Below are 14,459 nucleotides of genomic sequence, written 5' to 3' on the forward strand. Positions count from 1 at the left end.
TCAGTACGCGGAGGCGTTATCGACTTTGAAGTTGTAGAGTTGACGGGCCGAGCCGTAGCGCTTGAAATCCGCCGCCTGGTGGGCGAAGCCGGCGCGGTCGAGCAGTTCCTGCAACTCTTGCAGGTGCTCGCTGCGCATTTCTTTTTCGACGCAGTCCGAGCCCAGGGACTCCACCGTGCCTTTCACGTAGATATGGGTTTCGTAGAGCGAATCCCCCAGCGCATCGCCGGCGTCGCCGCACACCACCAGGCGCCCGGCCTGGCCCATGAAGCAGCTCATATGGCCAATGCTGCCGCCGACGACGATGTCGATGCCCTTCATGGAAATCCCGCAACGCGCGCCCGCATCGCCCTCAATCACCAGCAAACCGCCATGGGCCGTGGCCCCGGCGGCCTGGGACGCGCTGCCTTTGACGCGCACCGAGCCGGACATCATGTTCTCGGCGCAGCCCACGCCGACATTGCCGTGCACGGTGATCGAGGCCTGCTGGTTCATGCCCGCGCAGTAGTAGCCGGCGTGGCCCTCGATATCGATGGACACGGCCTGGTTCACCCCCACCGCGAGGTTGTGCTTGCCGTTGGAATGGGTCACGCGCCACTCGTTGTCGATGGCCTGGGCGTGCAGCGCCTGGTTGAGGTCACGCACGGTGGCGGTGGAAAGATCGATGGTTTTCATGTGTGCGCTCCTTAAGCTGACGGGCGTTCCCAGATGTACAACGTGGCCGGTGCCGGCTCCCAGATCCGCGCGTTCTCGATGCCCGGCAGGCTCGACAGCGCCTGGTACTCGGAGGCCATGGCGACGTAGTCGTCGGTCTCGGCCAAGATCGCCGGCTTGCACGCAATCGGGTCGCGGATCACCGCAAAGCCGTTGCGCGTGCCGATGGCGAAGGTGAAGAAGCCGTCGAGGTCTTCCAGGGAGTGGTCCAGCGCCTCTTTGAGCGAATCGCCCTGTTGCAGGCGCCAGGTCAGGTAGCCGGCGGCGACTTCAGTGTCGTTGTCGGTTTCGAAGTGGATGCCTTCGCGCTTGAGTTCCTGGCGCAGGCGGAAGTGGTTGGACAGCGAGCCGTTGTGCACCAGGCACAGGTCGGCGCCGGTGGAGAACGGGTGGCTGCCTTCCATGGTCACCGCGCTTTCGGTGGCCATGCGCGTGTGGCCGATGATGTGGCTGCCCTGCATGTTTGCCAGGCCGAAGCGTTGGGAAATTTCCTGGGGCAGGCCCATGCCCTTGAGGATCTCGATGCTCTGCCCGGCGCTCATGATGCGCACGCTCGGCGCCAGTTCGGCCAGGGCCAGGCGCACCGGGGTTTCGTCGGCGTGGATCTTCAATACGGCGGCGCTGGCGTTCTGGAACCAGTCCAGGGAACAGCCGAGGCGCCCTTCCAGCTCGCCCATCAAGCCTTTCCAGTCGAAGGCTTCGGTGGTGGCTTGCAGGGTCAGCTTGACCCAGCCATCGGCGACTTCATCGCCGTAGATGGCGAAACCGGCGCTGTCCGGGCCACGGTCGGTCATGGCTTGCAGCATGGGTTCAAACAGCTGGCCGAGCTGGGGTTCCAGCTGCGGATTCTTCAGGTACAGGCCTACGATTCCACACATAACAAGTCTCCGTCACACGGTGTCAGAAAAATTCGGTATAGCGCTGGATTTCCCAGTCGCTCACATGGCGGCTGTACTCCACCCACTCCATGCGCTTGAGCTTGATGAACTCGCCCACGATCTGCGGGCCGAGCATTTCGGCGAACAGCGCGTCGGCTTCCAGCGCGTCGCAGGCTTCCTTGAGGGATTGCGGCAGGGTCTTGATGCCGCGCTCGGCGATCTGCTCGAGGCTCAGGCTGTAGAGGTTTTCGTTGCAGACGTGGTCGATTTCCAGCTGGCGATCGATACCGTCCAGGCCCGCGGCGATGATCGCAGCGCTGACCAGGTAGGGGTTGCAGCCGGCATCCGGCAGGCGGAACTCCAGGCGGCCATACGGCACGCGGACCATGGCCGAGCGGTTGTTGGCGCCAAACGCAATAAAGGCCGGCGCCCAGGTGGCGCCGGACAACGAGTTGCCGACCACCAGGCGCTTGTAGGAGTTGACCGTGGGCGCGGCGAACGCACACAGCGCCGGGCCATGGGCGAGCAAGCCGGCGGCGAAGTGATAGGCGAGTGTCGACAGGCCCATGCCGCTCGGGTCGCTGGCGTCATGGAACAGGTTTTTGTTCTCGGCGCTGCTGATCGACAGGTGAAAGTGCATGCCGTTGCCGGCGCGTTTCGGGTCGGGCTTGGGCATGAAGGAGCAGATCATGCCCAGGTCATTGGCGATCTCGCCGGCGGCCATGCGGAAGAAGGTGAAGCGGTCGGCGGAGGTCAAGGCATCGCTGTAGGTGTAATTGATCTCGAACTGGCCGTTGGCGTCCTCGTGGTCGATTTGATAGACCTCGAAATCCACCGCCTGCAAGGCTTCGGTCAGGCGCTCGAGGAACACCCGCGAACGCGACAGGCCCTTGTAGTCGTAGCAAGGCTTGTCGAGGTTGTCGCTGGGGTCCACCAGTTGCAGCTTGCCCTGCTCGTCGCGGCGCATCAGGTTGAACTCGGGCTCCAGGCCGGTGTTCAGCGTCCAGCCCTTGTCCTGCAGGCGCTGCACTTGTTGCTGCAGCACGTAGCGGCTGTCGTAGGGATGGGGCTTGCCGTCGACATGCCCGACGCACACCACGCGCCCATAACCCGGCTGCCAGGGTACCGGGGTCAAGGTCGACAGATCGCCGCGCGCCATGAAGTCCGGGCCATGGGGTTCCATGCCCATGCCGCTGATGGCAAACCCGGCAAACCCCGCGCCCTCTTCGGCCACGGTCTTGAGCCCGCAGATGGGCACCGACTTGGTCTTGGCCGCACCGTGTATATCCACAAACTGCGCAAGCACGTATTTGATCCCGTGCTTGTCGATGATGCGCTGGGTTTCTGCTGGCAACATTGCGTGTCACTCCTCGCGAAAGGCAAAACCGTGTGGGTGGGCCTAGGCTGTCTTTTTATTCCTAAAAAGAAAGTTAGTTTCCCTACAGGAATGCAATACCCTTGCCAGAATCGCGATCGACACATCGAAGTGGGTGGAGCTGCGCTTTTGTGCTGTATATATGGGAAAATTCTTTTCCCCGCAGGAATACGCACAGCGGGGTGGCCTTCAAGCGCCAGACCTTGCACTTTCCCAGTGCGAAAATAATATTACTGAACGGAAACCGTGCAGGAGCCGATGATCATGTCCACCGAAACCGCCCCGCGCCTCAAGCTCGAGCAATACCTGGGGCTGCAGATCAAACGCCAGCGCCAGGCCCAGGACCTGAAGCTGTCCGACGTGGCGAAGATTGCCGATATCAGCCAGGGCATGTTGAGCAAGATCGAGAACGCCCAGGTCTCCACCAGCCTCGATACCTTGAGCCGCCTGTGCGATGTGCTCGGGCTGCCGCTGTCGAAGTTATTCAGCGAATACGACCAGCAGGATGGCAGCGCCTTGCTGGTCAAGGCCGACCAGGGCATGGAAGTGGTGCGCCGTGGGACGGAGAAGGGGCATACCTATCACCTGCTCAACCACACGCGCGGTCCGAAGAAGAGCTTCGAGGCGTACATGGTCAGCATGGATGACGCCAGCGAGGAGTTCCCGACCTTTGCCCATCCAGGGACGGAGTTTCTGCATTTGCTGGAGGGGGAGTTGATTTACCGGCATGGCAACCAGCTGTATCGGATGGAGGCCGGGGACAGCTTGACGTTTGAAGGCGAGATTCCCCATGGGCCGGAAGAGTTGGTGCGGGTGCCGATTCGCCTGCTGTCGATCATGAATTACGGCAACGACAAAGAGTAATCCGGACTCGATACACCTGAAGCACAGAGATCCAATTGTGGGAGGGGGCTTGCCCCCGATGAGGGAGTGTCAGTGAATGCATCTTTCACTGCCCCCCCCTCATCGGGGGCAAGCCCCCTCCCACATTTTTAACAGCGTTCGATGCCGTTGGGCCTGTGTAAAAATTCCCCTCAGTTAAAAAACTTTCCCAAAACCCTGGACGCCCCGGCCCCATTCCCCTATAAAGCCACTTCAGGAATATTTTATTCCCCACAAGAAAACGCGCTCAAGGAATGAGCCTGCTGTCCTCAGACATTTTTTCGCTATGCGATGAGCTGCCGCCATCATCCCGAGGACGTGTCATGCAACACGAAAAAAACCATTTCATCATCAAGGTGACGTGCCCCGCCGTGTCCGGCATTGTCGCTGCCGTCACCACTTACCTGGCGGACAAGGCGTGCTACATCGGGGAAATGGCGCAGTTCGACGATGACTTCAGCGGCCGCTTTTTCATGCGTGCGGTGTTCCGTTTCAACGATGGCCACACAGGCGACCTGCAAGCGATCAGAGACGGTTTCGCCGATGTCGCCCAGGCCTTCGACATGCAGTGGGAGCTGTACGACACCCGCGAGCCGATGCGCGTGATGCTGATGGTGAGCAAGTTCGACCACTGCCTCACCGACCTGCTCTACCGCTACCACAAGGGCGAGATGGACATGACCATCACCGCCATCGTCTCCAACCACCTCGACCTGCGGCCGATGGCCGAGCGCGAGGGCATTCGCTTTATCTACCTGCCGGTGTCCAGGGACAACAAGGCCGCGCAGGAAGCCGAGCTGATGAAGATCGTCGACGACACCCGCACCGAGCTGGTGGTGTTGGCGCGCTACATGCAGATCCTCTCCGACGACCTGTGCCGGCAACTGTCGGGGCGGGCGATCAATATCCACCATTCGTTCCTGCCCGGGTTCAAGGGTGCCAAGCCCTATCACCAGGCGTATCAACGCGGTGTGAAGTTGATCGGTGCCACCGCGCACTATGTGACCAGCGACCTGGATGAGGGCCCGATCATCGAGCAGGAAGTGCAGCGCGTCGACCACGTGTACAAGCCCGACGACCTCGTCGCCATCGGCCGCGACACCGAAACCGTAGCCTTGTCCAAGGCGGTCAAGTACCACCTGGAGCACCGGGTCTTCCTCAATCAGGACAGAACGGTGGTGTTCCGGTGAGCGCGCATAAACTGATCGACGGCAAAGCCGCTGCGGCGCGAGTGCTGCTGCAAGTGCGCGAGGACGTGGCGCGACTGCATGGGCAGGCTATTCAACCGGCGCTGGCGGTGATCCTGGTGGGCAGCGACCCGGCCAGCCAGGTCTATGTGCGCAACAAGATCCTGCGCGCCGGAGAGGTGGGCATCCGCTCCGTGGAGCATCGCCTGCCCGGCGATACCAGCACCGAACACTTATTGATCCTGATCGGCCAATTGAACGCCGACCCGGCGATCCACGGCATCCTCCTGCAATTGCCGTTGCCGGCGCAGATGGACGAACTGCGCGCCCTGGAGGCCATCGCGCCGGACAAGGACGTCGACGGGTTTCACAGCCAGAACGTCGGCGGCCTCAGCCAGGGCCGCGCAGTGCTCACGCCGTGCACCCCGAGCGGTTGCCTGTATCTGTTGGAGCAAACCTGCGGCGACCTGCGTGGCAAACACGCGGTGGTGATCGGCCGTTCGAACATCGTCGGCAAGCCCATGGCCGCGCTGCTGCTCAAGGCGGATTGCTCGGTGACCGTGCTGCATTCGCGCAGCCACGACGCCCAGGCCCTGTGTCGCCAGGCCGATATCGTGATCGCCGCCGTGGGCCGCGCCCGCTTGATTGACGCGAGCTGGTTGAAGCCCGGCGCGGTGGTGATCGATGTCGGCATCAACCGCATCGACGACGACGGCCGCAGCCGCCTGGTGGGTGATGTCGACTTCGACAGCGCCCTGCCCCATGTCGCCGCCATCACCCCGGTGCCCGGCGGTGTCGGGCCGATGACCATTGCCTTCCTGATGAAAAACACCGTGGCCGCCGCCCTGGCGCAACACCACGCCCTACGCAGCCAATCGGAGGCCGTATGCCATTCAATCTATTGAAATACGGGCTGAGTTCGGAGTACCCGGTGGAGGTGGACCTGCCACCGCCCAAGGAACTCAAGTCGAGTTACGACGTGGTGATCATCGGCGCCGGTGGCCATGGCCTGGCGACGGCCTACTACCTGGCCAAGTACCACGGCATCACCAATATCGCGGTGCTGGAAAAGGCTTACCTGGGCGGCGGCAATACCGCGCGCAATACAGCGGTGATCCGCTCCAACTACCTCACCAGCGAAGGCGTTCGTTTCTACGCCGAGTCGGTGAAGATGTTCCAGTCGCTGTCCAACGAATTCGATTTCAACATCATGTACTCCGAGCGCGGCCAACTGACCCTGGCCCACACCGACGCCACCGTGCGTTCGTTCCGCCAGCGCGCCGAGGTCAACAAGCACTTCGGCGGGCGTACCGAGATGATCGACCGCCAACAGATCCGCGAGCTGGTGCCCAGCCTCAACCTCGACCCCGGCCACTTGCCGGTAATCGCCGGGCTCTGGCATATCGACGGCGCCACCGCGCGTCACGATGCTGTGGCCTGGGGCTACGCCAAGCAGGCAGCCAAGCGCGGCGTGGAAATCCATCAGCTCACCGAAGTGCAGGACCTGATCATCGAAAACGGCGCCATCACCGCGGTGAAAACCAATCGCGGCACCATCCGGTGCGGCTGCGCGGTGCAGGCGATTGCCGGGCACAGCTCGCTGCTGATGGCCAAGGCCGGTATCCGTTCGCCGATCCAGACCTTCCCGTTGCAGGCCATGGTCACCCAGCCGTTCAAGCCGTTCCTCGACCCGTTGGTGAGTTCCTCGGCCCTGCACTGCTACGTGCAGCAAACCAGCCGTGGCGAAGTGGTGTTCGGTGGCGGCTCCGACCCGTACCCGCTGTTCAACACCCGCTCGACCCTGGACCTCAAGGAAAGCCTGTTGGCCCATGCCATCGAGATGTTCCCTTTCCTGGCCAACGCCAAGTTGATGCGCCAGTGGGCCGGGATCACCGACATGACCCCCGACTACAGCCCGATCATGGGCCTGTCGCCGCTGAAGAATTACTACCTCGACGCCGGCTGGGGCACCTGGGGCTTCAAGGCCACGCCGATCTGCGGCAAGACCATGGCCGAGCTGGTCGCCAGCGGCGGCAAGGTCCCGGACTTGATCAAGCCCTTCGGCCTCGAACGTTTCTCGACCTTCCAGCAAGTCAACGAAATGGGCGCCACAGCGGCCAGCCACTGACGGAGAGCAGACGATGAAAATCATGATTTGCCCGCTCAACGGGCCGCGCAATATCAGCGAGTTCACCTACGGCGGTGAATTCAAACCGATGCCCGATCCGGTGACCTGCAGCGATGCCGAATGGGCCGACTACGTGTTCAACACCGATAACCTCGCCGGTGTGGTGCGCGAATGGTGGATGCACACGCCGTCCAGTTACTGGTTCCTCGCCGAGCGCCACACGGTCACCGACGAGATCCTGCGCACCTTCGATCCGCGCGAAGTGTTCACTACCCGCGTCGACTTCACCACCGCCAAGGAGATCGCCGGATGAACCGCCTCCCCGCCCCCATGGGCCTGCTGATCCAGCGTGACCAGCCACTCGATTTCAGTTTCGACGGCCTGCCCTACCAGGGTTTACAGGGCGACAGCATCGCCAGCGCGCTGCTCGCCAACGGGCGCTTCCTGATGTCGCGGTCGTTCAAGTACCACCGCCCACGCGGCCCATTGACCATGGCCGGCCATGACGCCAACAGCCTGGTGCAACTGCCCCGCGAACCCAACGTATTGGCCGATGCCCACGCGCTGTCCGCCGGCCTGGCGGTGACGGCGCAGAACGTCAACGGCTCGCTGGATAACGACAAGGACGCCTACCTGGGCAAGTTCTCCAGGTTCATGCCGGTGGGTTTCTACTACCGTTCGTTCTACAAGCCCAAGGGCATGTGGAAAGTCTGGGAGCCGATCATCCGCAAAAAGGCCGGCCTGGGCGTGCTCGACTTGACCTTCCAGCCCGAGTACTACGACAAGGCCTACCTGTTCACCGACCTCGCCGTGATCGGCGCCGGTCCCGCCGGCTTGCAGGCCGCGCTGACCGCTGCGAATGCCGGCGCCAAGGTGCTGCTGATCGAGCAGCAGCCGATTCTCGGCGGGTCGCTGACCTACGCGCGCTTCGATATTGCCGGCACCCGTGCCGACACCCTGCGCCGCGAGTTGCTCGGCGCGGTGCAGCAACACGCGAATATCCAGGTGTTCACCGACGCCACCTGCAATGCCTGGTTCACCGACAACTACCTGCCGGTGATCCAGGGCAAGCGCCTGTACAAAGTGCGCGCGCAGCAGTGCCTGGTGTGCAGCGGTTCGTTCGACCAACCGGTGGTCTTCCGCAATAACGACCTGCCGGGGGTGATGCTCACCAGCGCCGCGCAACGCCTGATGAAGCTGTATGCAGTCAAGCCCGGCAAGCGCGCGGTAGTGCTCACCGGCAACGATGACGGCTACCTCGCCGCCCTCGACCTGCATGACCAGGGCGTGGACGTGGCCGCCGTGATCGACCTGCGTAATGCCCCGGCGGACAAAGCCCTGCCGGGCGCGCTGGCCCAGCGCAAGATCCCGTGCCTGAACAACAGCACGGTGTTCGAGGCCCTGCATGAAAAAGGCCTGCGCCATGTGAAAGGCGTCGATGTGCGCCAGATCACCGGCCAGGGCCAGGTCAGCACCAGCGGGCAAGTGATCGACTGCGACCTGCTGTGCATGTCGGCCGGTTATATGCCGGTCTATCAGCTGCTATGCCAGGCCGGTGGCAAGCTGGCCTATGACGACTCGCGGGCGGAGTTCAGCCTCAGTGGCCTGCCGCGCAACCTGGGCGTGGCCGGTTCCGTACACGGTCGGCATCAACTGGACAATGTGCTGGCGGATGGGACCAACGCCGCCGCCGACAGCCTGCGCGCCCTCGGTTTGAACAGCCCGAGCCTGCCTGCAGCGTTGCGCAGCGAAGCCCAGGTCAACTTCCACTGGCCGATCTTCCCGCACCCCAAGGGCAAGGATTTCGTCGACTTCGACGAAGACCTGCAAGTGGCAGACATCGTCAACGCCACCCGCATCGGCTACCGCGATGTGCAGTTGGTCAAGCGTTACTCCACGGTCGGCATGGGTCCGTCCCAGGGACGTCACTCGGCGCTGCCGACCGCACGGCTGGTGGCCTGGGCGACCCAGCGCACGATCAGCGAAACCGGGGTCACCACCGCACGGCCGCCGTTCGTGGCGGAAAAACTTGCGCATGTCGCCGGACGGGCCTTCGACCCTTACCGCCAAACGCCGATGCACGCGCGCCATGTGCAAGCCGGGGCGAAGATGATGCCTGCCGGTATCTGGCAGCGCCCGGCCTATTACGGCAAGCCCCAGGACCGCGAAGCGTGCATGCAGGCCGAAGCGCTGCACGTGCGCAACAAGGTCGGGCTGATCGATGTGTCCACACTCGGTGGCCTGGACGTGCGCGGCCCGGACGCCGCCGAATTGCTCAACCGCATGTACACCTTCGCGTTCCTCAAGCAGCCGGTGGGTCGTTCGCGTTATGCACTGATGACCAACGAACACGGCGTGGTGATCGACGACGGCGTGTGCGCACGGCTGGCCGACAAGCATTTCTACGTCACCGCCGCCACCAGCGGCGTCGACCGCATCTACCAGCAGATGCTCAAGTGGAACGCACAGTGGCGCCTGGACGTGGACGTGACCAACGTCACGGCAGCGATTTGTGCGGTGAACCTCGCCGGGCCGGATTCGCGCAAGGTGCTGGAGCAGGTGTGCAGCGACCTCGACCTGAGTGCCGAAGGCTTCCCCTACCTGGGCGTGCGCCAGGGCACGGTGGCCGGAATCAAGGCGCGCCTACTGCGGGTGGGGTTCGTCGGCGAGCTGGGCTATGAAATCCACGTACCGGCACGCCACGGCCTGGCGTTGTGGGACGCGTTGATGACGGCCGGCAAGGCCTTTGACATTCGCCCCTTCGGCGTCGAAACCCAACGCCTGCTGCGCCTGGAAAAAGGCCATGTGATCATCAGCCAGGACACCGACGGCATGACTCACCCGGCAGAAATCGACATGGGCTGGGCGGTCAGCCGCAACAAGCCGTTCTTCGTCGGCCGCCGCTCGGTGGACATCCTTGAAGCCCAGCCGCTGAAACGCAAACTGGTGGGCTTCAGCCTGCCCAAGGGCAGCGTGCAACCGCTGGAAGGCCACCTGGTGCTCAACGGCGCGGACATCAGCGGCAACGTCACCTCCTGTGAATATTCCGCCAGTCTGGGCCGCATCATCGGCCTGGCCTACGCCGGGATCGACCAGAGCACACCGGGGCAGCGCATTCCGATTCGCGTCGAAGGCGGCATCGTCGTCCAGGCCGAGGTGGTGCAACTGCCGTTCTTCGACCCCACTAACCAACGCCAGGAGGGTTAAGCCATGACCAGTCTGAAAGCCCACGAATTGTTCACGCCGCCCTGCCAACTGCAGGACCAGACCGACCTGCCCCGGGTCGGCTTTCGCGGCGCACAAAGCGCCGAGTACCTTACCGCGCGCGGCTTCACGTTGCCGGGCGCGCCCAACCAAGCCAGCGCACAAGCGGACGGCAGCTGGGTGGCGCGCCTGTCGCAGAACGAATACCTGGTGCTGGGCAGTCCGCAGGATCAGGGGCAACGGATTGCCGATGAAGAAGCGCGTTGGGAACTGGACCACCGCGCCAATTACCTGCTGCCGCGCCAGGACAGCCATGCCTGTGTGCGACTCAGCGGGGGCGTGATTGCGCAGGTGATGGCCAAGCTGTGCGGGGTTGACTTGAGCGACCCGGCGTTCAAGCCCGGGATGGTGGCGCAGACGTCAGTGGCGCGGGTCAATGCGATTGTCATCCACACAGGGAGTGTGGAGCTGCCGGCGTTTCATATCCTCTGGGATCGCGCCTCGAAGGAATACTTCGAGGGCGCGTTGCGGGATGCGTTGGAGGAGTTCGGCGGAGTGGCTCAGTCGGTGTAGCCCAACCGCACCGCCCTGATCTTCCGGGTGTGTTGACGTGTCGCCAGGCAGTAATACAACGGGCACGTCACCACCAGTCCCATCAGCCACGACAGATCCGCGCCTTCCACCAGGTTGGCCCACGGCCCCACATACAGCGACGTATTGGCAAACGGCAGTTGCACGATGATGCCGATGCAGTACGCCACGATCGCATGCAGGTTGAAACGCCCATACACCCCGCCATCCGCCCGGAAGATCGAGGCAATGTCATAGACCCCGCGCTTGATGATGTAGAAGTCGATCAGGTTGATCGACGCCCACGGCACCAGCACCAGCAACAGCGCGAGGATCAGGCCGATGAATTGCGAGATGAAGTCCGCCGACGCGCCCAACGCCACCACGCAGCAACCGGCCAGGACCACGCCCGACAGCAGCACGCGCACCTTGATGCTCGGGGTCCAGTGGCTGGCGAAGGTCTGCACCGAGGTGATGATCGACAGCACCGCGCCGTACAGATTCAGGGCGTTGTGGCTGATGATATTGAGCAGGAACAGCACCATCAGGATCGGCCCCAGCCAGCCGGTGGCTTGCTTGACCGCGACCATGGCTTCGGTGCCTTCGGGCGTGGCCAGTGCGGCTACCAGGCCAAAGGCGAAGGACAGGATGGTGCCGAGGGTGGCGCCCAGGTAGGTCGCAATGAACGGCCGGGTGATGCCAATATCCGCCGGCAGGTAGCGCGAGTAGTCGCTGGTGTAGGGCGAAAAGCTGATCTGCCAGATCACCCCCAGCGACACGGTGGCCAACCAGCCAGCGGCGTTGAAGCCGCCACGGGTCAGGAAATCTGCCGGCAGGTCATGGGCGAAGATGTAGATAAAACCGGCCAGCAACGCGCTGCCCATCACCCAGGTGCCGATGCGGTTGAGGCTATGGATAAAGCGGTAGCCGATCACGCCGATCGCGGTGGCGCTGAGGGCGCCGATCAGGATGCTCGCCGGCACCGGCACCGACGGCACGATGCCGACGATGGACTTGCCGGCCAGGACGATATTGGAGATGAAAAAGCCGATGTAGATCAGCGCGGCAAAGAACACGATCAGCAGCGCGCCGTAACGGCCGAACTGGCCACGGCTCTGCACCATCTGCGGGATGCCCATGCGCGGGCCCTGGGCTGATGCGAGGGCAATCACGATGCCGCCGAGCAGATGCCCGAGGGCAATCGCCAGCAGCCCCCACGCCAGATTGAGATGGAACACCTGGGCCACCATGGCACCGGTGACAATCGGCAGCGGTGCGATGTTGGTGCTGAACCATAAGGTGAACAGGTCGCGGGCCTTTCCATGGCGCTCTGCGAGGGGGACGTAATCGACCGTGTGATGCTCGATCAGGGGGTCTTGCCGGGACATCTGGGGCATGGAAATGAACTCGCGTTTGTCTGATCTTATAGTTGTTTGACGCCACACCGGGGGAGCTCTCTGGCCGCCCCTCAGATGAACACCATATTATGGTATTCCAACATTTTCACAAGGCTGATCCGTAGTTTCAGCGCCCATCTGATCCGCAAGTGTGCCACAGGGCACCCCGTTATTTCCTGCCATGGCGCCCGTATTTATTGGCTATTAGACCCAGCCTTGACGTTCATCGGGCGACTGAAAAAGCGGTTGCATCGATTGTATTACGGTATACCATCAGACCTACAAACCCATAAAAACCGCTTTATCCGCAGAGGACCGCCCCATGATCGATGCCGCTATCTACAAACAAGTGATGGGTTCGTTTCCGTCCGGGGTCACCGTGATCACCACGCTCGATGACGACGGGCAAATCGTCGGGTTGACCGCCAGTGCCTTCAGCTCGTTGTCCATGGACCCGGCCCTGGTGCTGTTCTGCCCCAACTACAGCTCCGACTCGTACCCGGTGTTGATCAAGAACAAACGCTTTGCCATTCATGTGCTTTCCGGTGGGCAGCAAACAGAAGCCTATGCCTTTGCGCGCAAGGGCAAGGACAAGGCCCAGGGCATTGAATGGACCCTCAGTGAGTTGGGCAACCCGATCCTGGCGAATGCCACGGCGGTGATCGAGTGCGAGTTGTGGCGCGAATACGAAGGCGGCGATCACGCGATCATGGTCGGCGCAGTGAAGAACCTGATCGTGCCCCGGCAGAACGCCGGGCCACTGGTGTATTGCCACGGCAAGATGGGCGCCCTGCCGCTGCCGGCCTGAGCCCCTCCCACAGTTTGATTGCAGGTGTCAGCCCGGTAACCGGTTGAGAGAAAAATTTTGCGGACATTCCGTATTATGGTATACCAATAATCAATCCGCCGAACCGCCGTCATCACTGGCAGGCTTCACATTGGCGAGAGCACTTAAGGGCCCGCAGTCGACAGGCCGATCACAATAGATCCGAGGTAAGCGTCATGAAGTTTTCCCTGTTCGTACACATGGAACGTTGGGACGAAAGTGTCAGCCACCGTCAGTTGTTCGAAGACCTGACTGAACTGACCTTGATGGCGGAGGCTGGCGGTTTCAGCACCGTATGGATTGGCGAACACCACGCCATGGAATACACCATCTCGCCAAGCCCGATGCCGCTGCTGGCTTACCTCGCGGCCAAGACCACCACCATTCACCTGGGTGCCGGCACCATCATCGCGCCGTTCTGGCACCCGTTGCGAGTCGCCGGTGAATGCGCCCTGCTCGATGTGATCAGCAACGGGCGCATGGAAGTCGGCCTGGCCCGTGGCGCTTACCAGGTAGAGTTCGACCGCATGGCCGGCGGCATGCCCGCCTCCAGCGGCGGCCAGGCGCTGCGCGAGATGGTGCCGGTGGTGCGTGCGTTGTGGAAAGGCGACTACGCCCACGACGGCGACATCTGGAAATTCCCCACCTCCACCAGCGTGCCCAAGCCGATCCAGCAGCCCAACCCGCCGATGTGGATCGCCGCCCGCGACCCGGATTCGCACAACTTCGCAGTGGCCAACGGCTGCAACGTGATGGTCACGCCGCTGATGAAGGGCGACGAGGAAGTCCTCGACCTGAAAAACAAATTCCAGGCCGCCCTCGACAACAATCCTGGCGTACCGCGCCCGCAACTGATGGTGCTGCGCCACACCCACGTGCATGCCGCCGATGATCCGGACGGCTGGAAAGTCGGGGCCAAGGCGATCTCGAAGTTCTATCGCACCTTCGATGCCTGGTTCGGTAATAAAGAGGTGCCGGTGAATGGCTTCCTGGCACCGAGCCCGGAAGAAAAATTCGCCGCCCGCCCGGAGTTCGAACTGGACAGCCTGCACAAGACCGCGATGATCGGCACCGCCGAAGAAATCATCCCGCGCATCCGCTACTACCAGGAACTGGGCGTGGATGAGTTCAGCTTCTGGTGCGACAACAGCCTGCCCCATGCCGAGAAGAAGAAGTCGTTGGCGTTGTTTATCGAGCAGGTGGTGCCAGCGTTTCGGTAACTGAACACCGAGACTGGCTCTTGCGAAGGCAGCCGCCTCCCGGCTGCCTTCGGACCAACTAATATCAAATTGGAATCA

Annotated in this window: 13 protein-coding genes; 9 read left to right on the top strand and 4 right to left on the bottom strand. The window is 62.5% G+C overall.

Going from position 1 to position 14,459, the window contains the following annotated elements:
* Genes BLQ09_RS26525 through glnT form a run of 3 tightly spaced genes read right to left on the bottom strand, consistent with a single transcriptional unit; the run spans nucleotide 1 to nucleotide 2,949 of the window.
* On the bottom strand, nucleotides 1-675 hold the full coding sequence (locus tag BLQ09_RS26525) for a GltB/FmdC/FwdC-like GXGXG domain-containing protein (protein WP_027603580.1): 675 nt from the start codon (nucleotides 673-675) through the stop codon (nucleotides 1-3).
* Between the two features lie 11 nt (nucleotides 676-686).
* Entirely contained in the window at nucleotides 687-1,592 is a 906-nt protein-coding gene (locus tag BLQ09_RS26530; RefSeq protein ID WP_065925860.1) for a class II glutamine amidotransferase, read from the bottom strand.
* A 22-nt stretch (nucleotides 1,593-1,614) separates the two neighbouring features.
* On the bottom strand, nucleotides 1,615-2,949 hold the full coding sequence (gene glnT, locus BLQ09_RS26535; RefSeq protein ID WP_027603578.1) for a type III glutamate--ammonia ligase: 1,335 nt from the start codon (nucleotides 2,947-2,949) through the stop codon (nucleotides 1,615-1,617).
* A 282-nt stretch (nucleotides 2,950-3,231) separates the two neighbouring features.
* Here glnT and BLQ09_RS26540 point away from each other — a divergent pair, with 282 nt between their 5' ends.
* From BLQ09_RS26540 to BLQ09_RS26570, 7 genes are all read left to right on the top strand, one after another.
* Nucleotides 3,232-3,831 carry a helix-turn-helix domain-containing protein gene (locus tag BLQ09_RS26540; protein ID WP_027603577.1) on the top strand — a complete coding sequence of 200 codons (600 nt, stop codon included), beginning with the start codon at nucleotides 3,232-3,234 and terminating at the stop codon, nucleotides 3,829-3,831.
* Nucleotides 3,832-4,172: 341 nt separating this feature from the next.
* Entirely contained in the window at nucleotides 4,173-5,039 is an 867-nt protein-coding gene (purU, locus tag BLQ09_RS26545) for a formyltetrahydrofolate deformylase (protein ID WP_027603576.1), read from the top strand.
* Nucleotides 5,036-5,941: a bifunctional methylenetetrahydrofolate dehydrogenase/methenyltetrahydrofolate cyclohydrolase FolD gene (folD, locus tag BLQ09_RS26550; protein ID WP_027603575.1), complete on the top strand. Its 906-nt coding sequence runs from the start codon at nucleotides 5,036-5,038 to the stop codon at nucleotides 5,939-5,941. The genes purU and folD overlap by 4 nt, the downstream gene beginning before the upstream one ends.
* Nucleotides 5,923-7,164 carry an FAD-dependent oxidoreductase gene (locus BLQ09_RS26555; RefSeq protein ID WP_027603574.1) on the top strand — a complete coding sequence of 414 codons (1,242 nt, stop codon included), beginning with the start codon at nucleotides 5,923-5,925 and terminating at the stop codon, nucleotides 7,162-7,164. Before folD ends, BLQ09_RS26555 begins: the two co-directional genes overlap by 19 nt.
* 13 nt (nucleotides 7,165-7,177) lie before the next feature.
* Nucleotides 7,178-7,477 carry a sarcosine oxidase subunit delta gene (locus tag BLQ09_RS26560; RefSeq protein ID WP_027603573.1) on the top strand — a complete coding sequence of 100 codons (300 nt, stop codon included), beginning with the start codon at nucleotides 7,178-7,180 and terminating at the stop codon, nucleotides 7,475-7,477.
* Entirely contained in the window at nucleotides 7,474-10,371 is a 2,898-nt protein-coding gene (locus BLQ09_RS26565; RefSeq protein WP_092359104.1) for a 2Fe-2S iron-sulfur cluster-binding protein, read from the top strand. The genes BLQ09_RS26560 and BLQ09_RS26565 overlap by 4 nt, the downstream gene beginning before the upstream one ends.
* Before the next feature lie 3 nt (nucleotides 10,372-10,374).
* Nucleotides 10,375-10,941, top strand: coding sequence for a sarcosine oxidase subunit gamma (locus tag BLQ09_RS26570; protein WP_065939713.1), 567 nt, complete (start codon nucleotides 10,375-10,377; stop codon nucleotides 10,939-10,941).
* On the opposite strand, the gene BLQ09_RS26575 is transcribed toward BLQ09_RS26570, so the two are convergent.
* Complete coding sequence (locus BLQ09_RS26575) at nucleotides 10,929-12,335, bottom strand: purine-cytosine permease family protein (RefSeq protein WP_092359106.1); 1,407 nt, start codon at nucleotides 12,333-12,335, stop codon at nucleotides 10,929-10,931. The genes BLQ09_RS26570 and BLQ09_RS26575 overlap by 13 nt on opposite strands.
* Before the next feature lie 322 nt (nucleotides 12,336-12,657).
* On the opposite strand from BLQ09_RS26575, the gene BLQ09_RS26580 reads away from it, so the two are divergent.
* On the top strand, nucleotides 12,658-13,143 hold the full coding sequence (locus tag BLQ09_RS26580; protein ID WP_092359108.1) for a flavin reductase family protein: 486 nt from the start codon (nucleotides 12,658-12,660) through the stop codon (nucleotides 13,141-13,143).
* A gap of 194 nt (nucleotides 13,144-13,337) precedes the next feature.
* The gene (locus BLQ09_RS26585) at nucleotides 13,338-14,381 is read left to right on the top strand and encodes an LLM class flavin-dependent oxidoreductase (RefSeq protein WP_064052580.1); all 1,044 of its coding nucleotides are present in this window, start codon (nucleotides 13,338-13,340) and stop codon (nucleotides 14,379-14,381) included.
* The last annotated feature ends 78 nt before the right edge of the window (nucleotides 14,382-14,459 follow it).

Origin of the sequence: Pseudomonas sp. NFACC25, from assembly GCF_900100935.1 — a bacterium.
Taxonomy (GTDB): domain Bacteria; phylum Pseudomonadota; class Gammaproteobacteria; order Pseudomonadales; family Pseudomonadaceae; genus Aquipseudomonas; species Aquipseudomonas marginalis.